This window comes from Faecalicatena contorta (genome assembly GCF_022835095.1).
GTDB classification, from domain to species: Bacteria; Bacillota; Clostridia; order Lachnospirales; family Lachnospiraceae; genus Faecalicatena; species Faecalicatena contorta.
Window position 1 is genome coordinate 376,757 of the sequence record NZ_BQNQ01000001.1, and the last position, 25,778, is coordinate 402,534.

Annotated in this window: 26 protein-coding genes and 1 pseudogene; all 27 read left to right on the top strand. The window is 47.7% G+C overall.

The window, feature by feature from the left end; genetic code table 11:
* Positions 1–33 precede the first annotated feature (33 nt).
* Positions 34–897, top strand: coding sequence for an aldo/keto reductase (locus MWG26_RS01650; protein ID WP_025654400.1), 864 nt, complete (start codon positions 34–36; stop codon positions 895–897).
* Complete coding sequence (locus MWG26_RS01655) at positions 894–1,922, top strand: TRAP transporter substrate-binding protein (protein ID WP_025654401.1); 1,029 nt, start codon at positions 894–896, stop codon at positions 1,920–1,922. Before MWG26_RS01650 ends, MWG26_RS01655 begins: the two co-directional genes overlap by 4 nt.
* Positions 1,915–2,415, top strand: a complete 501-nt coding sequence (locus MWG26_RS01660; protein ID WP_025654402.1) for a TRAP transporter small permease — start codon at positions 1,915–1,917, stop codon at positions 2,413–2,415. Before MWG26_RS01655 ends, MWG26_RS01660 begins: the two co-directional genes overlap by 8 nt.
* A gap of 1 nt (position 2,416) precedes the next feature.
* The gene (locus tag MWG26_RS01665) at positions 2,417–3,721 is read left to right on the top strand and encodes a TRAP transporter large permease (RefSeq protein ID WP_025654403.1); all 1,305 of its coding nucleotides are present in this window, start codon (positions 2,417–2,419) and stop codon (positions 3,719–3,721) included.
* Between the two features lie 12 nt (positions 3,722–3,733).
* Positions 3,734–4,162, top strand: a complete 429-nt coding sequence (locus tag MWG26_RS01670) for an HIT family protein (RefSeq protein WP_025654404.1) — start codon at positions 3,734–3,736, stop codon at positions 4,160–4,162.
* 19 nt (positions 4,163–4,181) lie between these two features.
* Positions 4,182–5,189 (top strand): TRAP transporter substrate-binding protein DctP, encoded by a 1,008-nt coding sequence (gene dctP / locus MWG26_RS01675; RefSeq protein ID WP_025654405.1) that lies wholly within the window; start codon positions 4,182–4,184, stop codon positions 5,187–5,189.
* Positions 5,190–5,214: 25 nt separating this feature from the next.
* Positions 5,215–5,712: a TRAP transporter small permease gene (locus MWG26_RS01680; RefSeq protein ID WP_025654406.1), complete on the top strand. Its 498-nt coding sequence runs from the start codon at positions 5,215–5,217 to the stop codon at positions 5,710–5,712.
* The gene (locus tag MWG26_RS01685; protein ID WP_025654407.1) at positions 5,705–6,988 is read left to right on the top strand and encodes a TRAP transporter large permease; all 1,284 of its coding nucleotides are present in this window, start codon (positions 5,705–5,707) and stop codon (positions 6,986–6,988) included. Before MWG26_RS01680 ends, MWG26_RS01685 begins: the two co-directional genes overlap by 8 nt.
* A 55-nt stretch (positions 6,989–7,043) precedes the next feature.
* Positions 7,044–8,027, top strand: coding sequence for a C-terminal binding protein (locus tag MWG26_RS01690; RefSeq protein WP_025654408.1), 984 nt, complete (start codon positions 7,044–7,046; stop codon positions 8,025–8,027).
* Positions 8,028–8,031: 4 nt separating this feature from the next.
* Positions 8,032–8,805, top strand: a complete 774-nt coding sequence (locus MWG26_RS01695; protein ID WP_025654409.1) for an HpcH/HpaI aldolase family protein — start codon at positions 8,032–8,034, stop codon at positions 8,803–8,805.
* Positions 8,806–8,824: 19 nt separating this feature from the next.
* Entirely contained in the window at positions 8,825–9,655 is an 831-nt protein-coding gene (locus MWG26_RS01700; RefSeq protein ID WP_025654410.1) for a transketolase, read from the top strand.
* A 13-nt stretch (positions 9,656–9,668) separates the two neighbouring features.
* Positions 9,669–10,637 (top strand): transketolase family protein, encoded by a 969-nt coding sequence (locus tag MWG26_RS01705; protein WP_025654411.1) that lies wholly within the window; start codon positions 9,669–9,671, stop codon positions 10,635–10,637.
* A 130-nt stretch (positions 10,638–10,767) separates the two neighbouring features.
* Positions 10,768–12,267, top strand: a complete 1,500-nt coding sequence (gene araA / locus MWG26_RS01710) for an L-arabinose isomerase (RefSeq protein ID WP_025654412.1) — start codon at positions 10,768–10,770, stop codon at positions 12,265–12,267.
* Positions 12,264–13,139 carry a D-psicose 3-epimerase gene (locus MWG26_RS01715; RefSeq protein WP_117441000.1) on the top strand — a complete coding sequence of 292 codons (876 nt, stop codon included), beginning with the start codon at positions 12,264–12,266 and terminating at the stop codon, positions 13,137–13,139. Before araA ends, MWG26_RS01715 begins: the two co-directional genes overlap by 4 nt.
* A 767-nt stretch (positions 13,140–13,906) precedes the next feature.
* On the top strand, positions 13,907–14,218 hold the full coding sequence (locus MWG26_RS01720; protein WP_025654413.1) for an ATP synthase subunit B family protein: 312 nt from the start codon (positions 13,907–13,909) through the stop codon (positions 14,216–14,218).
* A gap of 28 nt (positions 14,219–14,246) precedes the next feature.
* On the top strand, positions 14,247–16,265 hold the full coding sequence (locus MWG26_RS01725; RefSeq protein ID WP_117440999.1) for a V-type ATP synthase subunit I: 2,019 nt from the start codon (positions 14,247–14,249) through the stop codon (positions 16,263–16,265).
* Entirely contained in the window at positions 16,262–16,738 is a 477-nt protein-coding gene (locus tag MWG26_RS01730) for a V-type ATP synthase subunit K (RefSeq protein ID WP_025654414.1), read from the top strand. Before MWG26_RS01725 ends, MWG26_RS01730 begins: the two co-directional genes overlap by 4 nt.
* 51 nt (positions 16,739–16,789) lie before the next feature.
* Complete coding sequence (locus tag MWG26_RS01735) at positions 16,790–17,383, top strand: V-type ATP synthase subunit E (RefSeq protein WP_025654415.1); 594 nt, start codon at positions 16,790–16,792, stop codon at positions 17,381–17,383.
* A 121-nt stretch (positions 17,384–17,504) separates the two neighbouring features.
* Positions 17,505–18,476, top strand: a complete 972-nt coding sequence (locus MWG26_RS01740; protein ID WP_025654416.1) for a V0D/AC39 family V-type ATPase subunit — start codon at positions 17,505–17,507, stop codon at positions 18,474–18,476.
* On the top strand, positions 18,469–18,789 hold the full coding sequence (locus tag MWG26_RS01745) for a V-type ATP synthase subunit F (RefSeq protein ID WP_025654417.1): 321 nt from the start codon (positions 18,469–18,471) through the stop codon (positions 18,787–18,789). Before MWG26_RS01740 ends, MWG26_RS01745 begins: the two co-directional genes overlap by 8 nt.
* A gap of 9 nt (positions 18,790–18,798) precedes the next feature.
* Positions 18,799–20,565 carry a V-type ATP synthase subunit A gene (locus MWG26_RS01750; protein ID WP_025654418.1) on the top strand — a complete coding sequence of 589 codons (1,767 nt, stop codon included), beginning with the start codon at positions 18,799–18,801 and terminating at the stop codon, positions 20,563–20,565.
* Positions 20,565–21,938, top strand: a complete 1,374-nt coding sequence (locus tag MWG26_RS01755) for a V-type ATP synthase subunit B (RefSeq protein ID WP_025654419.1) — start codon at positions 20,565–20,567, stop codon at positions 21,936–21,938. The genes MWG26_RS01750 and MWG26_RS01755 overlap by 1 nt, the downstream gene beginning before the upstream one ends.
* 42 nt (positions 21,939–21,980) lie before the next feature.
* Positions 21,981–22,652 carry a V-type ATP synthase subunit D gene (locus tag MWG26_RS01760; RefSeq protein WP_025654420.1) on the top strand — a complete coding sequence of 224 codons (672 nt, stop codon included), beginning with the start codon at positions 21,981–21,983 and terminating at the stop codon, positions 22,650–22,652.
* Positions 22,653–22,668: 16 nt separating this feature from the next.
* On the top strand, positions 22,669–22,821 hold the full coding sequence (locus tag MWG26_RS01765; protein ID WP_244062686.1) for a hypothetical protein: 153 nt from the start codon (positions 22,669–22,671) through the stop codon (positions 22,819–22,821).
* Positions 22,822–22,992: 171 nt separating this feature from the next.
* A pseudogene (locus tag MWG26_RS22975) lies at positions 22,993–23,382 on the top strand (hypothetical protein); the annotation flags it as partial.
* Between the two features lie 385 nt (positions 23,383–23,767).
* Positions 23,768–24,277, top strand: coding sequence for a shikimate kinase (locus tag MWG26_RS01775; protein WP_025654422.1), 510 nt, complete (start codon positions 23,768–23,770; stop codon positions 24,275–24,277).
* Between the two features lie 150 nt (positions 24,278–24,427).
* Positions 24,428–25,720 (top strand): UDP-N-acetylglucosamine 1-carboxyvinyltransferase, encoded by a 1,293-nt coding sequence (locus MWG26_RS01780; protein WP_025654423.1) that lies wholly within the window; start codon positions 24,428–24,430, stop codon positions 25,718–25,720.
* Positions 25,721–25,778 lie beyond the last annotated feature (58 nt).

Below are 25,778 nucleotides of genomic sequence, written 5' to 3' on the forward strand. Positions count from 1 at the left end.
GAGAGGAGCGTATTCAAACAAAGGAGATTAGCTATGGAATACAAGACGATGCGCAATAATATGAAAGTTCCTATGCTCGGTCTGGGGTGCTATAAGTCCGAGGCTGAGGAAGGAATCCGCGCAGTGAAAAGTGCAATTGAGGTGGGGTACCGGCACATTGATACGGCAAACTTCTATGAAAACGAAGTATACGTAGGAAAAGGCATCCGTGAGAGCGGAATTGACAGGGGTGAACTTTTTGTAGTAAGTAAGATCTGGCCGACTAGCTACAAAACGCCGGAAACGGCTGTGGAGTACAGCATGAAGGCTCTGGATGTTGACTACATAGACATGTACCTGCTGCACTGGCCCGGTCAGAACGAGTATGCGCGATATCATGCTTTTGAGGCTTTACTGAAGTATAAAGAGAAGGGATATTTCAAAGAGATCGGGGTCTCCAATTTCAAAAAGGAACATCTGGAGGCGCTGACGGAGAAATTTGGTATCGTGCCGGTCATGAACCAGATTGAACTCTCCCCCTGGCTGCAGAAAAGGGAAGATTATCAGTACTGTACGGAAAAGAATATTACGATGACTGCCTGTGTGCCGTTTGCGAAGGGGTATATTCTGTCTGAGCCGCAGCTGGAACGGATTGCCGGAAAACACGGCAAAAATGTCGGTCAGGTCATACTGAGATGGAACATTCAGCGGGGCAACTGCGTCATCCCTAAATCATCGAAGCCCCACAGGATTGCCGATAATTTTAATATATTTGATTTCGAACTGGATGAAGAGGATATGTCTGTAATCGGCAGCATGGAAAACGGGAATGCATACTGCAGTGATTCCTCAGTATTCACGGGTGATTTCTGGAACATAGAGGATCATTTGCTGAACAGGAAGGAGAATATGTCATGAAAATAAAAAGAATCACGGCTTTAGGCTGCGCGGCTGCAATGGTTTCTGTCCTGCTTTTGGTCGGCTGCCAGAAAAAGGAAATAGAAAAGGTAGATCATGGAGTGATCAGGATCGCTTACAACAATGCAGAAGATTATCCGCATTTCAAGGCACTTAAATGGGCCTCCGAAGAAATAGAGAAGGTGACGGATGGGAGGTTTACGGTAAAGATTTATTCGAACGGAACACTGGGGGATCAGAGGGCGGCCCTCGAACTGACGCAGAATAACGCTGTTCAGATGTGCGTGGCCAATGCGACAATCGTGGAAAGCTATAACGGAGATTTCTCGGTCTTAAGCATGCCTTATTTATTTAAGGACAGTGATCATCAAAGGGAGGCATATACAAGCGGAATTCTGGACGATCTGTTCGATTCGACAGCGGAGCATGATTTTAAGATCGTCGGTGCATTTGGTTCTGGTTCCAGAAATATATTCTGTGCCAGAGAGGTGCGTGAACCGAGTGACCTGAAAGGACTCAAAATCCGTGTCATGCAGTCTGATAACATGGTGAAAATGCTGCATCTGATGGGCGGGACCGGGGTCCCGATGTCCGCATCCGAGCAGTATTCGGCCATGCAGCAGGGCGTGGTGGACGGAGCGGAATCCAATGAAATTGACTATGTGGGCAAGAAGTATTACGAGGTGGCACCTGTATTTTCAAGGACAGAGCATTGTTTTAGTACAGACTTTGTCGTGGCGAGCACACAGTTTCTGGAATCATTGTCAGAGGAAGATAAGGAACTGGTAGAAGGTGTTATGGACGAATGCGTTGAGAAGGAATTTGATTTCTGGGCGGAGATGGTGGAAGACAGCATTGAGCAGGCGCAGTCCCTTGGTATTGAGTTCATCGATGACGTAGATAAAGACGCTTTCGCGGAGAGCTTTACAGAATTTCAGGAATCAATCGCAAACAGCAATGACATGACAAAGAGTGTTTACGAGGCAATTGTTTCGCTGAGATCGGAGGGAGAAGAAAATGAGTAGTGTACGAAAGGTGATAGATAAGATTTTAGAGGCGGCGTCTATATTAATCCTTGGGATTATGACGATTCTTGTCGTATACCAGGTAGTGACCCGGTATGTCTTTAACAATCCCAGTTCATGGAGTGAAGCCATTGTTACGTATGGTTTTATCTGGCTGGCCATGCTCTGCGGTGCCTATGTGTTCGGAAAGAGGGATCATATGGCGATGACTTTTATACTGGATAAGTTCAAAGGAAAAAGAAAGATAATCGTTGAGATGATTAACGAGTTCCTGATTCTCCTTTTTGCAGCCGGAGTGCTGCTGGCCGGCGGATATTTTGGTGCACTGAAGCAAATGACCCAGGCGGATTCCATACTGCCGATTTCTATGGGAGTGATCTATATTGCCATCCCGATTGCGGGTGTCTTTATGTTTTTATATTTTATCTGCAATGAGTGGGATATGGTCCAGAAGCTGAAAGACCCGGATGAAAAAGAGAAGGAGGGGAAATAAGATGGATGTAGCTGTATTGGCGACAATAATTATGGTAGCGGCTTTGATTATATTTCTGATAATGGGCGTACCGATTGCAATCTCTATCGGATTGTCTTCCGCGATGGCAATGATGGTAATCCTGCCTGCAGATGTTGCTTTAGTGACATGTGCTCAGAAAATGTTTACTGGCCTGAATTCATTCCCGCTTCTTGCGATTCCGTTTTTCGTACTGGCCGGGAATTTTATGAATAATGGAGGGATCGCTGTGCGGATCGTCCGTCTTGCGGAGGCTTTATGCGGGAAACTGCCGGGTCCGCTGGCACAGAGCAATATCGTTGCAAACATGTTTTTCGGGGCAATTAGCGGAAGCGGCAATGCAGCAGCGGCAGCGATGGGCGGAACAATCGGTCCGATCGAGGAAGAGAGAGGTTATGCAAAGGAATACTCAGCGGCTGTGAATATTGCATCGGCCCCTACGGGAATGCTGATTCCACCCAGTAATGCGCTGATCGTATTTTCTACAGTCGGCGGTTCAGTCTCGGTAGCGGCACTGTTTATGGGTGGTTATATCCCCGGCATCCTCTGGGGGATTGCGGTCATGATTGTGGCCGGTTATATGGCAAAAAAACGCGGATACATCAATACAGAGAAGGTATCCGGAAAAATGAAACTGCAGTATTTTGTACAGGCTATCCCAAGCCTGATTCTTATCCTCATTATCATAGGCGGAATTCTGAGCGGGATTTTTACGGCCACAGAGGCTTCTGGAGTGGCAGTTGTTTACGCGATGGTTCTCAGCTTTATTTATAAAAGTATTACGGTGAAGGATCTGCCGAAGATTCTTCTGGATTCAGCGAAGACAACCGTTATCATCGTATTTTTGATTGGCGTGTCGTCCATTATGTCATGGATTATGGCCTATACAAGTATCCCGGATATTATTGCCACGGCAATGCTGGCGCTTACAAACAGTAAGATTATAACGTTGATTATTATTAATATCGTTCTGCTGCTGGTGGGAACTTTTATGGACCCGACACCTGCAATTTTAATTTTTACTCCGATCTTTATGCCTATCTGCGTCGGTTTCGGCATGAGTCCGATCCATTTCGGAATTATGCTTGTCTACAACTTGTGTATCGGTGCGATCACACCGCCGGTAGGAACAGTATTGTTTACAGGATGTAAGATCGGGAAAGTCACGATAGAGCAGGTGATTAAAACATTACTTCCATATTTTGCGGCGATTATCATTGTGTTGCTGCTTGTGACTTATATACCTGCCCTGTCCGAATTTCTGCCGTCTCTGAACGGTTATATATAGGGGGTATGAAATATGTCTGAGTGTTATTACTGCGAGAATGGCGAGGCCCTGGGAAGTCTGATGATCCATGTCAAAGACATAGGGAATGCGTCCGTCTACCTGTACAGGGATCAGACTCACAGGGGAAAATGTATCGTTGTCTACCGGACGGCACATAAAACAGAGTGGTACCAGCTCTCCGACGAAGAGCAGGCAGAACTGATTCATGCCGTCAGTAGGACCGCCGAAGCACTGGATAAGGTATTTTATCCGGATAAGATTAATTATGCAACATATGGGGATAAGGTAAATCATCTTCATGTACATATCGTGCCTAAATATAAGGACGGCCCCGACTGGGGCGTGCCTTTTAAAGATACACGTCCGCCGTTCCTGCTTGAGGAAAGACAGTATGATGAGCGGGTAAATGAAATCAGAGCTGCTATAGAACGTTTAGAATAGGATGGTGGGAGGAAAAAAGGTGAAACGAAAAAGAATCATAAATCTTATGTTTGTTTTTGTATTACTGTTTACGGTCGTTATGTCTGCAGGGTGCGGTAAAAATAAGGACGGCATCAAGCGTCTAAAGCTCTCTATTAATACGAACCAGTCCCAGGTTGATATGGCAGAAGCCATGCAGGAGCGGATTAAAGAGCTGTCAGAAGGAAGGATGGAGATCGATGTGTATGGGGACGGACAGTTAGGCGGTGACCGTGAAGTCGCAGAGACCGTACAGTATGGAAATATTGATATGTGTATTGTATCCACAACCCCGGTTGCAGCATTTTATCCGGACCTGAATGTATTTGATGCCCCGTTTTTGTTCAAGGATTCTGCACAGGCGCAGGAGATCCTGGACGGTGAGATCGGGCAGGATATAGCAAAAGGTATGGAGGATATCGGGTTTAAGGTACTGGGATTCCCGGAAAACGGATTCCGCCAGCTCTCCACTGCAGCAAAGGAGGTTCATTCACCGGCAGATCTGAAGGGGTTAAAAGTAAGGGTTATGGAAAGTGAGGTACATATTGAAACATGGAAGGCACTCGGTGCCAGCCCTACACCGATGGCATTCTCAGAATTATTTACTGCGCTCCAGCAGAAAACTGTGGACGGGCAGGATAATCCGTTTGTAACCGATCGGGATAACCGTTTCTATGAGGTGCAGGACTATATCATCGAAACAAACCATGTATATACCCCTTATTTGCTTCTGATGAGCAAGGACAGCTACGATAAACTGACTGACGAGGAAAAGGAGATCGTCGAGGAAGCAGGGGCATACGGTGTTTCCGTGCAGCGTGAAAAAACGGCAGAGTACGATGGGGATGCAGTGAAAGAGATGCAGGACAAGGGGGTTACCCTGATATCGCTGACCGATGAAGAAAAACAGCAGTTCCGTGATGCAGTCTCGGACATATACAGTCTGGTGGAAACAAAAGTAGAGCATCCGGAGCTGTTCCAGAGAATACTGGATAAGACTGCAGAATAGTGAAGGAAAAGGAAGGAGTAAAGAAATGTCCAAGTTCTGGAAATTTTTAGATGAGCATGCAGAGGATATCATCTCTGCGACACTCATGAGCGTGGCGACAATCGCGATCGTAGTGCAGGTAATCATGCGTTATTTGTTCAAAAGCTCACTCTCCTGGTCGGAGGAGCTGGCAAGATATGTTTTTGTGTGGATGACCTTCATTTCTATCTCTTACGGCATCAAGATGAGGAAACATGTGAAGATTGAAGCAGCGCTGTCGTTGTTTCCAAAGAAAATCAGACCGGTCATCGTCATGATAGGTGATGTGATTTCTCTGGGATGGTGTGTATTCGTGGTCATTACGGGCTGGATGCTGCTGGGAAAGGTAATTAGGTCGGGACAGATTTCACCCGCGATGTCGATTCCTATGTATTTCATCTACCTGGCACCCTGTATTGGATACATTTTATCCTCCATACGCTGTGTACAGACAATCGTCCTGCGTGTGCAGAATTATAAGAAGGGGGTGGAGATGAATGATTAGCCTCGTACTCTTTGGAGTTATGATTATTCTTTTGATACTGAACGTCCCTGTGGCGATCGCGCTTGGACTCGCTTCTCTTGCCGCAATCCTTTATTCGGGCGATCTGACGACAGGATACATCGTACAGAATCTGGTGACCAGTTCCGATTCCTTTACGACAATGGCCATCCCGTTTTTCGTACTTGCAGGTGAGATGATGGGCGGCGGAGGCATATCCAGACGCCTGATGGACAGTGCAAGAGTCTTCTTCGGCAGATTTACAGGAGGCCTTGCGATTGTGACCGTTGTCGTGTGCATGTTTTTTGCGGCCATCTCCGGTTCAGGCCCCGCGACAGTAGCAGCTGTAGGCGGTATGGTTATCCCGTCCATGCTTGCGGCAGGTTATGATAAGAAATTCACACTGGCCGTGATTGCGGCGGCAGGAAGTATCGGTGTTATTATTCCGCCGAGTATTCCGATGGTTATTTACAGCGTGTCTACCAACCAGTCGATCTCAGAGCTGTTCATGGCCGGATTTGTACCGGGGATTCTGATCGGCCTGTCCCTGATCGGATATTCTTATTTCTACTGTAAAAAGAAAGGCTATCAGGGGGATAAAGAGCCGTTTTCATGGAAGCGGGCCGGGAAAGTATTATGGGATGCGAAATGGGCGCTGATCTGCCCGGTCATCATTCTCGGCGGTATCTACGGCGGCATCTTCACACCTACAGAGGCTGCGGCAGTTGCAGCGGCTTACGGATTTATCGTTGGTGTATTTGTTTATAAAGAACTGACACTGAAGGAAGCCGTGAAGGTCATTAAGTCGGCAGTAGTGACGACATCCACGATCATGCTTGTTATCGGCTGTGCAGCCGTATTTACAAAGGTCCTTGCGGTTGCAAAGATTCCGACACTCGTGGCAAATGCGATTATCGGTCTGAATGCAAATAAGATTGTGATACTGATTCTGATCAACGTTGTCCTGCTTTTCGTCGGCTGTTTCATGGAGACGTTGTGTGCAATCATGATACTGGCACCGATTTTCCTTCCAATCGTTACTGCAGTGGGCGTCGATCCGATCCATTTTGGTCTCGTGATGGTAGTAAACCTTGCAATCGGGTTCATTACACCGCCGCTTGGCATTAACCTGTTTGTCGCCAGCCGTGTCGGGGGAGCACAGCTCTCAGAAGTCATCAAGGGCATTATTCCGTTTATTGCCGTTATGATCATAGACCTGCTTCTGATTACATATCTGCCGGCGATCACCCTGTTCCTTCCGAAACTGTTTATGCGGTAGCCGGGAAACAGGATAGAAAAAACAAATAAAAACTTGAAATAATGGAGGCGTAAGAATGAAAGCAATCGTAGTAGATAAGAATTCGGCGGATGGTCTGGATTACAGCATTCAGCAGAAAATTTTTGAAGATAACGGAATTGAATTTGTACTGGAGGACTGCCAGACAGAGGATGAGATTATAGAAAAATGCAGGGACGCAGATGCTCTGCTCGTGATATACCGTAAGATTACACCCAGAATCATGGATGCGCTGACCAACTGCAAAGTAATTCTCAGATATGGCATCGGGTATGATGTCATCGATGTAGATGCAGCAACGAAGCGCGGCATCAAGGTATGCAACAGTCCCACACACTGTCTGGATGAAGTTGCTACACATACCATCGCTATGATACTTGCGATGGAACGGCAGCTTGTATTTTTCAATGACCTGGTAAAAGAGGGGAAATGGCTCGCGAACGCAGGATTCAAACCCCACCGCCTGTCATGCCAGACACTCGGATTCGTGGGATTTGGCAATATTGCAAGAAGAACCGCCGATTTTGCTAAGGGATTCGGATTCCGCATGGTGGCTTATGACCCATATCTTGATGAATCTATCATAACCGCTTCCGGTGCGGAAAAAGTAGAACTGGATGAACTGCTGGCTGTTTCAGATGTGATAACCATTCACACACCTTTGTTTGAAAGTACCTATCACCTCATTAATAAAGATACAATTGCCAAAATGAAAGATGGTGTCATGATCGTCAACACCTCACGCGGCCCGATTATCTCCGCGGACGATCTGATGGCAGCAGTTAAGGAGGGGAAGGTCAGGGCAGCGGCACTGGATGTTGTGGAGCATGAACCGATCAGTGAGCCGGGACATCCGCTCTTTGAAACCGGAAAGATCATATGCTCCCCCCACGCAGCCTATAATTCGGTGGAGGCAGAGAAGCAGATGATGGCAGTGCTGGCGGCCACAGCAGTGGATACTTTAAACGGTAAGAATCCGGACAACATTGTAAACAAAAAAGCATTAGGAACAGGAGTGTAGACAGATGAAAAATTTATTAAGAGAAAAAATCATGAATGGTGAAAAAACAATCGGTACCTTTTTTGAGGCAGGCAATGCAAATGTGGCCGAAGCGCTCGCTCTGACAGCGGTGGATTATATGCTGATTGATACAGAGCACGGCCCGTTTGATGTGGAAAGCGTGATGCCCATGCTAAGGGCGGCAGAACTTCATGACACGACGGCGCTCGTCAGAGTGAAGGACTCGAACCGGAATTCAGTGCTGAAGATGCTGGATATCGGGGCAGGCGGGCTGATCATTCCTCAGGTACATTCCATAGAAGAGATCAGAAAGCTTGTGGAATATGCAAAATACTATCCGCTCGGACAGCGCGGGGTGGCCTTTGCCAGAGGTGCCGGGTACGGATATCTGGAACATGCGGCCGGAGACATCAATGACTATTTTGCAACATGCAACAGGGAGACACTGCTTGTTCCGCAGTGTGAGACGATGGGCTGTCTGGAAAATATCGAAGAGATTGCCAAAGTAGACGGGGTGGACGGCATTTTTGTAGGACCATATGACCTGTCTGTAGCAATGGGGATTCCGACACAATTTGACAAGCCGGAATTTAAGGCAGCAATGGAAAGAATTGTGAAAGCAGTCAGGGCAGCAGGCAAGTTTACGATTATCTACTGCGCAAATTCCGAAGTTGCCAATGCAAGGCTCTCCCAGGGCTTCGACAGTGTGACGGTGGGACAGGATATCAACTATTATATTGATGCCATCAACGCGATGGTAAAAGAGATTCACGTGTAACAGAACAGGAGGTAAGAATATGACAGTAAAGGAACTGAAAGCGTTTGCAAATGAAGTCCGGATTGCAACAGTAAAATGCCTCGAAACGAGAGGTTTCGGGCACATCGGCGGCTGCCTCTCCATCGCGGATGTCCTGGCGGTGCTTTATAACGGAGAAATGAACATTGATCCTAAGGAACCTCAGAAAACAGACCGTGACATGCTGGTCGTATCCAAGGGACATTCGGGTCCGGCTGTATTTGCGGCACTGGCTTTAAAAGGGTATTTCCCGATGGAATGGCTGGATACACTCTGCGAGGGAGGTACAAGGCTTCCGAGTCACTGTGACAGGCTGCGCACACCGGGAATCGACGCATCGACGGGATCTCTCGGACAGGGGCTTTCTCTGGCGAATGGATTAGCCCAGGGGGCAAAATTAAAGAGGCTTCCGAACCGTGTGTACTGTCTCATGGGAGACGGTGAGATTCAGGAGGGCCAGATCTGGGAAGCGGCAATGTATGCCCATCAGTATAAGCTCAATAACCTGGTCGGTATCGTGGACTGGAATAAGAAACAGATTGACGGAACCATTGATGAGTGTATATCCCTCCTTGACATAGAGGAGAAGTTCCGCTCATTTGGATGGTATGCACTGACAGTCAAAGGCAATGACCCGGAAGCAATCCAGAATGCGTTCTTAAGTGTCAGGGAGAATCAGGGCGATAAGCCGGCCGTTATCGTGCTTGACGGCACGAAGGGCAGCGGGGTGAAGTGTGTAGAGGAAATGGTATTTAACCATATGATCCCTGTCGATAAGGAACTGGCGGACAAGTGTCTGGCAGAGCTTGAAGAAGTTAAGGCAAGTGTGTGAGGAGGTACATATAATGGTGAAAACAATCTATAACGGTGATTATGAGAAAAAAGCAATTACAGAACAGTTTCTTGATCATTTAGAGAGTATGCTTGAAAATGATCCGGACGTTGTGTACCTTGATGCCGATCTGATGTTTGCATTCGGTGCGGGACTCTGGGATCTGGTCAAAAAATATCCCGACAGGGTACTCAGATGCGGCATAGCCGAGGCAAACATGATCGGTACGGCGGCTGCGATGTCAGTTATGGGATTAAAACCGGTTATTCACAGCTTTGCCTCCTTTGTGACCCGCAGAGGATTCGATCAGATATTTCTGTCCGGTGCGTATGCGAAAAAAACGCTCAACATTATCGGAAGCGAGCCGGGATATAAGCAGACATACTGGGGCGGCACCCATATGGCATTTGAAGATATCGCTATGATGCGGACGGTACCGGACTGCAGGATTTTTGATATCGCCGACGGCGTACAGTTCAATAAGCTTCTTGGCAGGACGATTGATATGAAAGGAATCTCCTATTACAGGACACCTCTTGCAGATAACATAGCAGTCTATGATGAGGATGCAGAATTCGAGATTGGAAAGGGAAACGTGCTCAGAGAAGGAAAAGATGCTTCGATTATCGCCTGCGGACGGTTAGTGACGATAGCACTTCAGGCGGCGCAGCTGTTGGCAGACGAAGGCATAGAAGTTACGGTTGTGGATATGTTTACCGTGAAGCCGCTCGATGAGGAACTGGTACTGAAATGTGCAAAGGAGACAGGAGCTATTGTGACGGCGGAGAATCATTCCGTATACGGCGGCCTCGGGTCTGCGGTTGCAGAGTATCTGGGAGAACACTGCCCGACAATTGTAGAGAGGATCGGTACGAGGGATGAATTCGGAGAGGTAGGTTCCGAGGCGTATTTAAGAGAACGGTTTGGCTTTACACCTGAGAAGATCGCAGAACGGGTGAAATATGCCGTGAATAAGAAATAAGGCTGCTGTTCAGTGCAGGGGACTATGCGCGGCCTATAGGCCGTGGCGAAGTCTCCCGTGCCGGACTGTACACATACTGCACAGTCCATACAAAAACACTGAACGGTTTATATAACAGAAAGGTGAAAAGATGGAATTACAGCGAAATTATAAATTCTGGTTCTGTCCGGGTTCTGTGGATCTGTATGGGGACGCTGAGATACAGGTAGTCACGGAACACAGCAGGATCATCGTAGACGAATTGAACCGCTCCGAACTGGTGCCGTTTGAGATTGTTCTGAAGCCGACCCTGATATCGAATCCGACGATCCGGAAGACCTTTAATGAGGCAAATGCAGATGAAGAGTGCGCTGGTGTGATCGCATGGATGCATATGTTTTCACCGGCGAAATCCTGGATCTTAGGTCTGAAGGAATTGAGAAAGCCGCTTCTGCATCTGCACACACAGTTTAATGAAGAGATCCCGTATGATACGTTAGATATGGATTTTATCAATATTAACCAGTCCGCCCACGGCGACAGGGAGTTTGCCTATATGCTCGCCAGAATGGGGCTTGAGCATAAGATCGTGGCAGGACACTGGAGTGCGGCCACGGTGCAGGAAAAGATCGGCAGATGGATGCGTACGGCGGCAGGTATTCTTGAGAGCAGCCATCTCAGGGTTCTCAGGCTTTCGGATAATATGAGAAATGTAGCGGATACCGAGGGCGACAAAGTAGATGCACAGATGCGGTTCGGCTGGGAAGTGGATACCTATCCGGTTAATGAGGCTGCCGAAGCAGTTGAGGCGGTATCGCAGTCAGACGTAAATGCACTTACAGATGAGTATTATGAAAGCTATGGGATCATGTTAGATGGAAGGGAGCCTTCAGAATTCCGCCGCCATGTAGCGGTACAGGCACAGATCGAGCTTGGAGTTGAGCGGTTTATGAAGGAGAAGGATTACCAGGCGGTCGTGACTCACTTTGGGGATCTGGGCAGCTTAAAGCAGCTGCCCGGGCTGGCCATGCAGCGACTCATGGCAAAGGGTTATGGCTTCGCGGCAGAGGGTGACTGGAAGACGGCAGCGCTCCTTCGTCTTGTCAAGCTCATGACGGCAGGAATCAAGGATGCAAAAGGAACCTCCTTCATGGAGGACTATACCTATAACCTTGTTCCGGGAAAGGAAGGAATTCTGGAGACGCACATGCTTGAGATCTGTCCTTCTATTGCGGACGGCCCTGTGAGCATTAGGGTAAATCCACTTGTGCTGGGCGGCCGGGAAGATCCGGCGAGACTCGTATTTACCGCTAAAGAAGGCGACGCAATTGCTGCATCCCTGATTGATATGGGGGACAATTTCCGGCTGATTATTAATGACATCACGTGTAAAAAAACTGAAAAACCAATGCCGAACCTTCCGGTTGCTACTGCATTCTGGACTCCAAAACCAGACTTTGAGAACGGTCTGGAAGCCTGGCTCATGACAGGCGGCGCACATCATACAGTCATGACTTATGACCTGACGGCGGACCAGCTTGGCGGCTGGGGAGATGCGATGGGGATTGAGACGGTTTATATTGATGAACATACAACAATCCGTGACCTGGAAAGAGAGCTGAGATCATTTAAGAGAGGCGGAATCATATGAATAAAATAGGAATTCATTTCGGATACTTTAATACAGACTGGAACACTGATTTTATCAGGCAAATTGAACAGATCAAAAGGATAGGACTGGACATACTGGAAGTGGCACCGGCACCGTTTTTCGCTCTGTCGAAAAACAAAAGGGATGAAATCGCACGGGCGGCAAAAGGAAATGATATCACACTCACGTTTTCAGTAGGTCTTGGGGCAGATCAGGATCTGGCATCTGAGGATGAAACCGTAAGGAACCGCGGAATAAAGTTTACACTGGATACCTTTAAAATCATGAGTGAAATGGGTTCGAATATGTATTCCGGTGTTGATATTGGTGCATGGAACCAGCCTTTTACCACGGGTGTAACAGATAAGAGCGCTGTCGTTAAACGAAGCGTGAACTCTGTAAAAGAAATTATGAAGGCGGCTGAGACTTTCGGCATCACCTTTGCGGTAGAAGTAGTCAACCGCTATGAATCATCCCTTGTGAATACTGCGAAAGAAGCAATGGCTTATGTGGACATGGTGGACAGTCCGAACTGTAAAATACTGCTGGATACTTACCATATGAATATAGAAGAAGACAGTTTTGCAGATGCAATCCGGCTTGTCGGGGACAGACTGGGCCACTTCCATGTCGGAGAATCTAACCGCAGGCCTCCGAAGGAGGATGGAAGAATACCGTGGGACGAGATCACGGGTGCGTTGAAGGAGATTCATTACCAGGGTGCGGTAGTGATGGAACCATTCATTAAAATGGGCGGAGAAGTAGGACGTGATATAAAAGTGTGGAGAGACATCAGTGAGAATGCATCCGCTGAAGAAATGGAGCAGCTTGTAAAGAATGCCGTTGCCATGCTTAGGGAAAAATTATCTTAACCTATGCGGACTAGTACGACAGCGAACGTTAGTGTAAAATATTAGCCGGCAAAATGGGGCTGTCGGTTAATACCGATTTTTAAGTCCTTTACCAAAGAATAGGAATAGGTAGTGTTAATTAATTTGTGCCCTTGGTGAAAAATGGCTCCTTTTTGGTAAGAATTCAGATATGACAATTCTTATTAAAAAGGAGTATTTTTTATGGCAGTAGCAAAAGAACAAATTCGACAGATTATCTCAGAAAACAACATCAACAGCTTTCCAGCGATAGCTCGCTGGAAAAAATGCTGTATCTTGCAAGTGGAAATGTCATAAAGAAATGGACACAGAGATACTGGAACTGGAATCAGGAGCAGAACCAGCTCATCGTGCTTTATAATGAACGGCTTTTCCAAAATTGTTTTATTTTCAGCAAATAACAAAAAAAGCGGTTGAGAAAACCAGGTGTTGTCTATAATAAGAGTAGTTAATTTTGGTTTTCTATTTGTGTTTAAGGGGAAATCAGAGGTATATCGAAACAAATTGCAGAATTTCTAAAAATAAAAGTCAATATATTATTGTTTACCATCAAAAAATTGTGTGATATTCTATAACAGTTCAGGCAGGTCTGTACATTTACTGCGCAGACCGTACCAAAACGTGGTGGTTGCTGGCATCCAGCACTTCGCGCAGGCGAATTTCAATGGGCTGGTTGCGTAACAGTTCGGGTTTGCCTGAACTGTTATGATATTCTAAAAACGCGTACGCAGAAAGGCGGTGACCAATTTATGGTAGAAGAGACCATTCAAGTGATCCGGGAAACGGAAGCAAAAGCCGGGGCTATTGTGAAGGAAGCCGATGCAAAGTGCAGAAAAATACTGGATGATGCATCGAAAGAGGCTGATATGTTGAAAGCCCGTCAGGTAGAAGAGATTCGCAGACAGGCAGAATCCATGATGGAAGCTGCGAAAGAACAAGGTGCACAATCTCTGAAAGAAGCAGCGGTTGCTGTGGAAAAAGAAATCAGTGCACTTAAGGAGCTGGCTTCCGAGAAGGAAGAACAGGCAGTTAGCCTCGTAATATCACAACTGGTTTCGTAAAAAAGCAGGATAAAGGAGGTAATACATTATGGCGGTATTGCAGATGCAGCGAATGAGTATCTGCGCATTGAAGAAAGACCGGAAGGCAATCCTGGAAAAATTGCAGCATATGGGAGTGATGGAGATCAACCACATTTTGGAGGAGGATGAAGACTTCCGCAAAATGAACACGGCGAATGCCAGAAGCGGCTTCGAAAAGGCTGCGGCATCTGCGGATCAGGCGCTGCACCTACTGCAGCAGTATGCTCCCGTAAAGCAGACCCTTCTGTCGTCATTGGAGGGTAAAGACCTGGTAGATAAAGAAAAGTACCGGTCGGTGATTGAGAACAGGGATGATCTGCAGAGAACGGCCAGAAGAATTCAGGCGCTGGATAAGGAGCGGGCGGAACACAGAGCCAATATCCTTAAAATCGAAAACAGCATCGAAAGCCTGATGCCCTGGCTGCCATTGGATGTACCCGTGGCCTTCGGGGGGACAGAACATATCGTGATGCTGCCGGGAACACTGCCCGGACAGTTAACGCTGGAACAGGTATATGCAGCTCTGGCGGAACGTGCGCCGGAACTGGAGACGGATATCCATATCATCTCCACGGAGCAGGACACCATATATCTGGCCGTATTCTGTCTGCGTAAAGATGAGGCAGCAGCAGAAGAAGCGCTCAGAAGCATGGGATTCGCAAGACCGTCCCAGGTCACGGATCAGGTTCCCGCAGAGGCAAAGGCGGATATGGAGAAGGAGATTTCCGAAATTGAATCCAGGGTCGCTGAGATTGAGAAGGAAATCACCAGCCTGGCGGTTCATCGTGAAGGACTGAAGCTTCTGGCAGATTATTACCGTATCCGTGCAGATAAGTATGAGGTGCTCGGTCAGCTGCCGCAGTCGGAGCGGACCTTCCTGATCAGCGGGTATGTGCCGAAGAAGGAAGCAGTCCGAGTTAAGAAGGTATTAGACGGCAAATATGACTGTGTCGTGGATCTGGAGGAACTAGAGGAAGATGAGGAGGCGCCTGTACTTCTGCAGAACAGCAGATTTTCATCGAGTGCAGAGGGGATTCTGGAGGCGTTCGGCCTGCCGGGCAGGGGAGAAGTAGACCCCACCTCAATTATGTCATTTTTCTATGTGTTCCTGTTTGGTTTGATGCTTTCAGATGCGGCATACGGGGCGATCGTTTCTATTGTATGCGGGATATTAATTATAAAGTTTCCAAGAATGGGTAGAAGCATGAAGACATCCATTCAGCTGTTTTTCTGGTGTGGGATATCCACGCTGTTTTGGGGGATCATGTTTGGCGGATATTTCGGGGACGTGGTGAATGTCATTTCAAGGACATTTTTCGGACATGAGATCGGGATACCGGCGGTGTGGTTCGTTCCGCTGGATGAACCGATGAAGCTCTTGATCTACTCTATGCTGTTTGGAGTGATCCATCTCTTTACCGGGCTGGGCATCAAGGGTTATCTATGCCTGAGGGATAAAAAATACATGGACTTCCTCTGTGACGTAGTCCTCTGGTATATGCTTTTAATCGGGCTTTTGATCATGCTGATTCCAAGTAACATTTTTGCATCCATTGCCCAGACAACAATCGTATTTCCGCCGGCGGTGAATGCGCTCGGTAAATGGCTGGCAATCATAGGCGCAGTTGGCATTGTACTAATGTCAGGACGTGCGAATAAGAACTTCGGAATCCGTCTGGCGCTGGGGGCATACGACCTCTACAATGTCAGCGGGTGGCTCAGCGATGTGCTTTCTTATTCTAGGCTTCTTGCACTTGGCCTGGCTACGGGCGTTATCGCGTCTGTTGTAAACCAGATGGGAAGTATGGGCGGCAAGAGCGTGCTTGGAGTAATTGTGTTTATTGTTGCCTTTATCGTGGGGCATACATTTAATATAGCGATTAATCTTTTGGGCGCATATGTGCACACAAACCGACTGCAGTATGTAGAGTTTTTCGGTAAGTTCTATGAGGGCGGCGGACGTGCATTTAACCCTTTTAAAGAAAATACAAAATATGCAGATATTAAGGAGGAAACAAATTTATGAGTCAGTTAGGTATTGTTTATGCGCTTCTTGGCGCGGCAGTTGCGGTATTTCTTTCAGGAGCAGGTTCAGCACTGGGGGTTGGGATAGCAGGGCAGGCTGCATCCGGAGTTGTATCGGAGGATCCGAGTAAGTTTGCAAAGGTATTGATTCTTCAGCTGCTGCCCGGTACACAGGGACTGTACGGATTGATTATCGGTTTCGTAACACTTTCAAAAATCGGCCTTCTGGGCGGCGGCGCGGCAGAGATCTCTGTTACGACCGGGCTTCTGATTCTGGCGGCCTGCCTTCCAATCGGTATCGTAGGTTTAATCTCCGGAAGATCCCAGGGAAAAACTGCAGCGGCATCTATCGGCATCATTGCAAAAAAACCGGATCAGTTCGGTAAAGCAATGCTTTTCCCTGCAATGGTTGAGACCTACGCGATTCTGGCACTTCTAATCTCTTTCTTGGCAGTAACTGCAATTCAGGTATAACTGGGAATGTAACACAAAGACTCAAGTAGTATGAAGAAGGAGAGCTTATAAATGAGCGGATTAGACAAAATGAAAAGTCAGATCCTGGATGAGGCGGCCCGTACAGCGGAAGAGAAAATCGCTGAGGCTGAGGCAAAGGCAGAGAAAATATTAAAGGATGCCCGCGCAGAGGCTGCATTGCAGGCCGGGAAAATCTCCGACAAGGCTCAGGCGGATGCGGAGCATTACGCACAGCGTATCGCTTCCTCCTGCGAGATGCAGCGCAGGCAGGCGATTCTGCGTGCGAAGCAGGAAGTGATAGCAGATGTGCTCGACAAGGCATATGACAGGATATTGAATCTGGATACAGAAGCATATTTTGAAATGATCCGGAAGATGCTGGAAGAATATGTCCTGCCGGAAGACGGCGTCATCTGCTTTTCGGCAGAAGATCTGGCGAGAATGCCTGCTGGATTTGAAGAGGTGATTCAGAAAACTGCTGCCGGTAAGGGCGGCGCCTTAAGCCTGTCCAGGGATGCAAAGGAAATGAGCGGCGGTTTCATCCTGGTATATGGCGGGATCGAAGAAAACTGTACCATTCGGGCTTTATTTGATGCAGAGCGGGATGAATTATCTGATAAAGTACATGGGTTATTATTTGGATAGGTTGAAATGAAACATCCATGTTACTAAGGCTCGAAAGAACCGAGCCCAAGTCAACAGGATGTACTTTACAACTAAGGTTTGGAAGGACCAAACCTTAGTTGTGTAAGCAGGAGGGTTTATTTTGAATGATTTAGAGTATACTTACGCGGTTGCGCGTATACGGGCTTTGGAGTCCTCCCTGTTTTCAGGTACTGAAATTGAGCGGCTTCTGGCTTGCTCGGATGAAGAGCAGTGCCTGCAGCTTCTGGGTGAAAAAGGCTGGGGAGACGCAACAGGTTCTATGGACGCTTCTGCCATGCTGAAACGGGAAGAAGAGAAGACCTGGGAAGTGATTCGCGATGTTGCTCCCGATCTGTCAGTGTTTGATGTCCTGTCTTATTCCAAGCTGTACCATAATCTGAAGGCTGCAATTAAAGAAGTGTGCACGGAAGTGGAGAATAAGAATATTTTTTATGACGACTGTTCCATCCCGGGGCCGGAGATGCTTCAGATTGTGAGAAATAAGGAATTCCACAGACTTCCGGGGAATATGGGGGAGACGGCGGCAGAAGCCTATGATACGCTTCTTCACACGAGAGATGGGCAGCTGTGCGATATCATCGTAGATAGGGCGGCCCTGGATGCCATTTATGAGGCGGGGCAGACGGCGGAAGATGAGATTATCAAAAACTATGCCGAGTCTACAGTGGCAATTGCGGATATTAAGATTGCCGTCCGTTCGCAGAAGACGGGCAAATCTTTGGAGTTTATGAAACGCGCTATGGCGCCCTGCAATAGTGTAAATGTAGATCAGTTATCAAAAGCCGCGGTATCCGGGCTTGATGCGGTCAGAGACTATCTTCTGGGTACTTCCTACGCGGAGGGTGCGGCGGCGTTGGAGGAATCTCCTTCGGCATTCGAACGGTGGTGCGATAACCGCATGATGGAAACAATCCGGCCGCAGAAATACAATTCTTTTTCTGCAGGCCCACTGGTAGCCTATGTGCTGGCAAGGGAAAATGAAATAAAAACTGTTCGGATTATCCTGACCGGGAAGCAGAATGAATTTCCGGATGAGGCGATCCGGGAAAGGATCAGGGAGATGTATGTATAAGATAGCGGTGATTGGCGACTACGACAGCATATACGGCTTCGCAACACTGGGCCTTAGCATCTGCCCCGTCCGGAGCAAAGAAGAAGCGGAAGCTAAGATAAGACAATTTGCAAGCGGTAAATATGGAATTATCTATATTACTGAGGCTGTGGCAGCGGAATTAAAGGATGTAATAGAAGAGTATAAAGAACGGACACTGCCTGCGATCATTCAGATACCGGGAGTATCCGGTAATACTGGCGCAGGTGTGGAAGGTGTAAAGAAAACCGTGGAACAGGCAGTCGGATCAGACATCCTGTTTTCGCAGGGGTAGGAGGTTCGAATGAGTACAGGAGTAATTAAAAAAGTTGCAGGACCTCTGGTTATTGCAGAGGGTATGCGTGACGCGAATATGTTTGACGTCGTTCGTGTCAGTAATCAAAGACTGATTGGTGAGATCATAGAGATACATGGAGATGAGGCTTCTATACAGGTTTATGAGGAGACTTCAGGACTGGGGCCCGGAGAACCAGTAGAGTCTATGGGAGTTCCCATGTCTGTGGAATTAGGGCCTGGCTTGATCAGCAGTATCTATGACGGAATCCAGAGGCCGTTGGATGATATCATGAAGATTTCCGGAAACAATCTGAAACGTGGAGTGGAAGTATCATCTTTGAAAAGAGATTTGAAATGGGAGTTTGTCCCTACAGTGGCTGCTGGCGATGAAGTAGAGGCCGGGGATATCATCGGCACGGTGCAGGAAACGATCGTTGTTCAGCAGAAAATCATGGTGCCTTATGGCATAAAAGGAAAAATTAAAGAAATCAAAGCCGGTGAATTTACGGTGGAAGAGACCGTTGCAGTAGTTGAGACATCGGACGGTGATAAGAATCTGACCCTGATGCAGAGATGGCCGGTTCGAAGAGGGCGGCCTTACCAGAAAAAACTGCCGCCTGAAATGCCGCTTGTTACAGGGCAGCGTGTTGTAGATACCTTCTTTCCTATCGCAAAGGGTGGTGTGGCAGCGGTTCCGGGCCCATTCGGAAGCGGGAAGACAGTCATACAGCATCAGCTTGCAAAATGGGCGGAAGCAGATATCGTTGTTTATATCGGATGCGGCGAGCGCGGCAATGAGATGACGGATGTTCTGAACGAGTTCCCGGAACTGAAGGATCCGAAGACGGGACAGTCACTGATGGAGCGGACGGTGCTGATAGCAAATACATCCGATATGCCTGTGGCAGCCCGTGAAGCCTCTATATATACAGGAATCACAATCGCAGAATACTTCAGAGATATGGGATTCTCAGTAGCCTTAATGGCAGATTCAACATCCCGCTGGGCAGAGGCCCTTCGGGAGATGTCCGGGCGTTTGGAAGAGATGCCTGGTGAGGAAGGCTACCCCGCATATCTGGGCAGCCGTCTTGCACAGTTCTATGAAAGGGCCGGCCATGTGATCTGCCTTGGAAAAGACGGCAGGGAAGGCGCGCTGTCCGCGATCGGAGCGGTATCGCCTCCCGGCGGTGATATTTCCGAACCGGTATCACAGGCAACGCTTCGTATCGTGAAAGTATTCTGGGGACTGGATTCTGCGCTTGCGTATAAGAGGCATTTCCCTGCGATCAACTGGCTGAACAGTTATTCACTATATCTGGATGATATGGAAAAATGGTTCAATGCCAAAGTTGCACCTGACTGGATGGAAAACCGCCAGAAGATGATGTCACTTCTTCAGGAAGAGGCAGAGCTGGAAGAGATCGTGAAAATGGTTGGTATGGACGCCCTGTCCCCGAGTGACCGCCTCAAGATGGAAGCCGCACGTTCTATCCGGGAAGATTTCCTGCATCAGAACTCCTTCCATGAGGTGGATACTTACACCTCACTCAAAAAGCAGCATATGATGATGAAACTGGTTATGGCTTTCTATGAACAGGCCGTAGCGGCGCTTGCGGAAGGCGCTTCGCTGCAGAAGCTGATTAGTATGCCGGTTCGCGAGCAGATCGGCCGTTTTAAGTATACACATGAGGACCAGCTGGACAGTGCATACGAGGAAGTGAAGAAAGAGCTGCATATGGAAATTGCCAACACAATCGGGAAGGAGGACTTCTAATGCCAAAAGAGTATAGAACCATACAGGAAGTAGCCGGTCCTCTGATGTTAGTGCGCGGCGTGGAAAATGTCACCTACGATGAACTGGGAGAGATCGAGCTTGCAGACGGCGAAACAAGGCGCTGCAAGGTGCTGGAGATTAACGGAAATGACGCTCTGGTACAGTTATTTGAAAGTGCAACAGGTATTAACCTGTCAAACAGTAAAGTCCGTTTTCTGGGACGCAGCATGGAACTTGGAGTTTCTGAGGATATGCTGGGGCGTGTATTCGACGGCCTGGGCCGTCCGATCGACGAGGGGCCGGAGATTCTTCCGGATGCACGCATGGATATTAACGGCCTGCCTATGAACCCGGCTGCCAGAAACTATCCGGAGGAGTTTATCCAGACGGGTGTTTCTGCAATTGACGGCCTGAACACCCTGGTAAGGGGGCAGAAGCTGCCCATATTTTCGGCTTCCGGCCTGCCCCATGCCCAGCTTGCCGCGCAGATTGCAAGACAGGCAAAGGTACTGGGTACGAACGAGAATTTTGCCGTTGTATTTGCTGCAATGGGTATCACGTTTGAAGAGTCCAACTTTTTTATAGAGAGCTTTAAAGCAACAGGAGCCATTGATAGAACCGTTTTGTTTGTCAATCTGGCAAATGACCCCGCTATCGAGCGTATTGCGACACCGCGTATGGCACTGACAGCGGCGGAATACCTCGCTTTTGAAAAGGATATGCATGTGCTTGTTATCCTGACCGATATCACAAACTACGCGGATGCCCTGCGTGAGGTTTCCGCAGCCCGTAAAGAGGTTCCGGGGCGCCGCGGGTATCCGGGATATATGTATACGGACCTGGCATCGCTGTATGAGAGAGCTGGCCGGCAGAATGGCAAAAAGGGAAGTATCACAATGATCCCGATCCTGACCATGCCCGAAGACGATAAGACACACCCAATTCCTGACCTGACGGGGTATATTACGGAGGGCCAGATCATCTTGAGCCGTGATCTGTACAGAAAAGGTGTTACACCTCCTATCGACGTACTGCCCTCCCTGTCGCGTCTGAAGGATAAAGGAATCGGCGAAGGCAAGACGCGCGCCGACCATTCCAATACGATGAACCAGCTGTTTGCGGCTTATGCACGAGGTAAGGATGCCAAAGAGCTGATGGTGATTCTCGGTGAAGCCGCTCTGACAGATGTTGATTTGATCTATGCAAAGTTTGCAGATGCATTTGAACATGAATATGTATCACAAGGATACCAGACAGACCGAAGCATTGAAGAGACGTTGGATATCGGATGGAAATTACTCTCCATGCTGCCAAGAGCAGAACTGAAACGTATAGACGACAAGTTCTTAGACCTGTATTACGGGAAAGAATAAGGGAAACGCAGCAGGCGGCATAAAAAAGAGAGGTGATTACATTTGGCATCAACACAGGTTAACCCAACCCGTATGGAACTGACCCGATTGAAGAAAAAAAGACTGACTGCCATCCGCGGCCACAAGCTTTTGAAAGATAAACGGGATGAGCTGATGCGCCAGTATCTGGAACTGGTGCGGGAGAACATGGAGGTTCGTTTGAGGGTGGAAGCCGGAATCCTTTCTGCCAACAAAAACTTTGTTATAGCCAAAGCAGGGATGTCCGAGGCAGCGCTGAATACAGCACTCATGGCGCCAAAGCAGGAGATCAATCTGGTTCCGAAGGAAAAGAATGTCATGAGCGTAGATATACCGACCTTTGATTACAAGACAAGGACAGCAGATGAGAATGATATCTATTCCTATGGCTTTGCCTTTACATCCAGTGACTTGGATGGGGCCGTTAAGTCGCTGGCAGATATACTGCCCGATATGATACGGCTTGCAGAGTGCGAAAAAGCGTGTCAGCTTATGGCGGCAGAGATCGAGAAGACAAGAAGGCGCGTAAACGCGCTGGAACATGTTATCATACCGGAGGCAGAAAAGAACATCAAGTATATTACCATGAAATTGGATGAAAATGAGAGAAGCACCCAGATTCGTCTGATGAAGGTGAAAGATATGATGTTGGAAGAGGCACATCATTATAATAAAAAGCAGGAATGCATAAAATAAAAAGCTCGTTTGCATCATGAAGCAGCAGTTGTTCGGCAGTGAATGGAAAAGCAGCCGTAATAACGGCTGCTTTTTTGTGGCCAGCATGGGATTACATATGGATGATGGGGCGGAAGCACATGCCGCGATTAGGTATATGGCCGCAAAGCGGCGGAGCCAAAGTGTGTAGGCCCTTTATGAGTGAGGGGGGGAGTTGAGGCGGACTTATTCAATTTATTCTGTAATATGAAAGTATTCTTTCCTAATTTATAAATTTATAATAGAATACACCCGTGAATTAACGATTCTCCACCAACAGCATATACTAACCATATAATGTCTTGAAATGGAAGTGTGTATTATGAATCCAAAACTGCCTTATTACATGGCATATCCTATGCCGCTTGCGTATGATGATGAGAAAATTGAGCGGAGAGACTTTGAGTATATGAAAAGTCTTTATCCGTCAATGGCTAAAAAAATCCTTCCTTATGTAGAAGATGAGTGTGACAGAATGGAGTACGATTGCAGCATGATGTATGACGAATATCCGGATAAACTGCAGCTGCGTATGATGTGCAGCCGGATCTATGATAATGTACGTAAACACGAAAAGATGTTTTATGGGGAAGGATATGAGGACGTTTTTCCAGAAGAGATGATGGAAGAGGAGATGTTTACGGAAGATATCATGGAAGAGCAGGCTATACACCTTCCGGGGCGTCCGACGCAGGATAACCGCCCGCCGAGACCGGGGCGTCCGCCGCAGGATAACCGCCCGCCGAGACCAGGGCGTCCTCCGCAGGATAACCGCCCGCCGAGACCAGGGCGTCCACCGCAGGATAACCGTCCGCCAAGACCGGGCCGTCCTCCGCAGAACCGTCCGCCTCAGGGGCCTGGGGGACAGAACTGGCTGCGTGATATGGTGGAAGTAATGCTGTATCAGGAATTGTATAAACGCAGGTGCGATAACCGGCGATGCAGGCGCAAATTTTACTAATTAAAAAAAATATGATATAATGTCGCAAGATGTATTACTGTCCAAAGGGCATCCCGTAAAATATGCCCTGCGGGCGGATCTGCAGTGAGACTGCAGAATCATGAATAAGTCAGGATAAATCAAGGTGGATATACTCATGAAAAAAAATCTTATTTTTATTGGCATGCCGGCAGTCGGAAAGAGCACAGTCGGTGTTGTTGTGGCGAAAAGGCTGGGCATGAAGTTTGTTGATACAGATCTGCTGATCCAAGAGCAAGAGGATAGGCTCCTGCGCGAGATTATTGCAGATGTTGGAGAAGAGGGATTCCTGAAAATTGAAAATCAGGTCAACCGTGATTTGGATGTAAAAAATGCTGTAATATCGCCGGGCGGCAGTGTGATTTACTGTGAAGAGGCGATGAGGCATTTTAAAGAAACCGGAACGGTCGTATATTTGAAGGCTTCTTATCAAACAATAAAAAGAAGGATTCGAAGTCCCAAAAAGCGCGGAGTTGTCCTGAAAGAAGGGCAGACGTTCCGTGACCTGTATAATGAGCGGACGAAGCTGTTTGAAATGTATGCGGATATTACCATTTCCGAAGATGGATGCCGGATTGAACAGACCATAGAGAACGTACTAAACGCTGTGGAAGATCCTGGAAGATAAGTGGATTGACGGAAGTACGGGAAAAAATGATTTTACAAATTTTCATTTTATGGTATAATGTCTTAGCATATTGAAAATTGGACTTGAATAAGTAACAGGGGAATAATGATAAGGGATCACGATAACAATATCGGATAATCGAGGTGCAATATGGAGCAATATATTATTAAAGGCGGCAGTCCGCTTGTAGGGGAAGTTGAGATAGGCGGAGCCAAGAATGCGGCACTTGCTATTCTGGCAGCGGCGATTATGACGGACGAGACAGTCCTGATTGACAATCTGCCGGATGTAAATGATATTAATGTGATGCTGGAGGCCATAGCGGGAATCGGCGCTACGGTGCAGAGAGTGGATCCGCACACAGTAAAGATTAACGGAAGCACGATCGGCGACTTTAATATCGAATATGATTATATAAAGAAGATCAGAGCGTCCTACTATCTGTTAGGTGCTCTGCTTGGGAAATACAGAAAAGCAGAAGTAGCACTTCCGGGCGGGTGCAATATCGGCAGCCGTCCGATAGACCAGCATTTGAAGGGATTCCGTGCGTTGGGTGCTGACGTGGATATTGAGCACGGTAAGATTGTGGCAGAAGCAGAGGTTCTCAGAGGAACCCATCTTTATTTTGATGTTGTAACCGTAGGGGCTACCATCAATGTAATGATGGCTGCAGCCATGGCTGACGGCCTGACAATTATGGAGAACGTTGCCAAGGAACCGCATGTTGTTGATGTTGCCAACTTCCTGAACAGTATGGGAGCCAATATCAAGGGAGCGGGAACGGATGTGATTAAGATCCGTGGTGTGAAGTCTCTTCACAAGACGGAATACTCCATCATCCCAGACCAGATTGAGGCAGGGACATTTATGTTCGCGGCAGCAGCAACTTTGGGTGATGTTACGGTTTTGAATGTAATTCCGAAACATTTGGATGCAACGATTTCCAAGCTGGTTGATATTGGCTGTGAAATAGAAGAGTTTGACGACGCAGTGCGTGTTGTAGCGAAAAGGAGACTGTCTTCCACACAGGTTAAGACACTGCCTTATCCTGGCTATCCGACAGACATGCAGCCTCAGATCGGCGTGACGCTGGCTCTGGCAAAAGGAACAAGCACAATTACAGAAAGTATTTTCGAGAATCGTTTTAAATATTTGGATGAACTTGCCAGAATGGGCGCGGTGATTAAGGTAGAAGGCAATTCTGCGACGATTGAAGGTGTGGAGAAGCTTTCCGGTGCACGGGTGAGCGCTCCGGATCTGCGGGCAGGGGCAGCTCTTTGCATTGCGGGCCTGGCAACAGACGGGATTACGATCATTGATGATATTGTCTATATCCAAAGAGGCTATGAGAGATTTGAAGAAAAACTCCGCGGGCTGGGCGGGATGATTGAAAAAGTATCCAGCGAAAAAGAGATACAGAAGTTCAAGTTTAAAGTTGGGTGAGAAACGGGAGGGCTTGGAAAAGTTTCCGCCCCGGCTGTATGGAAGGGTGTGCTTCCCG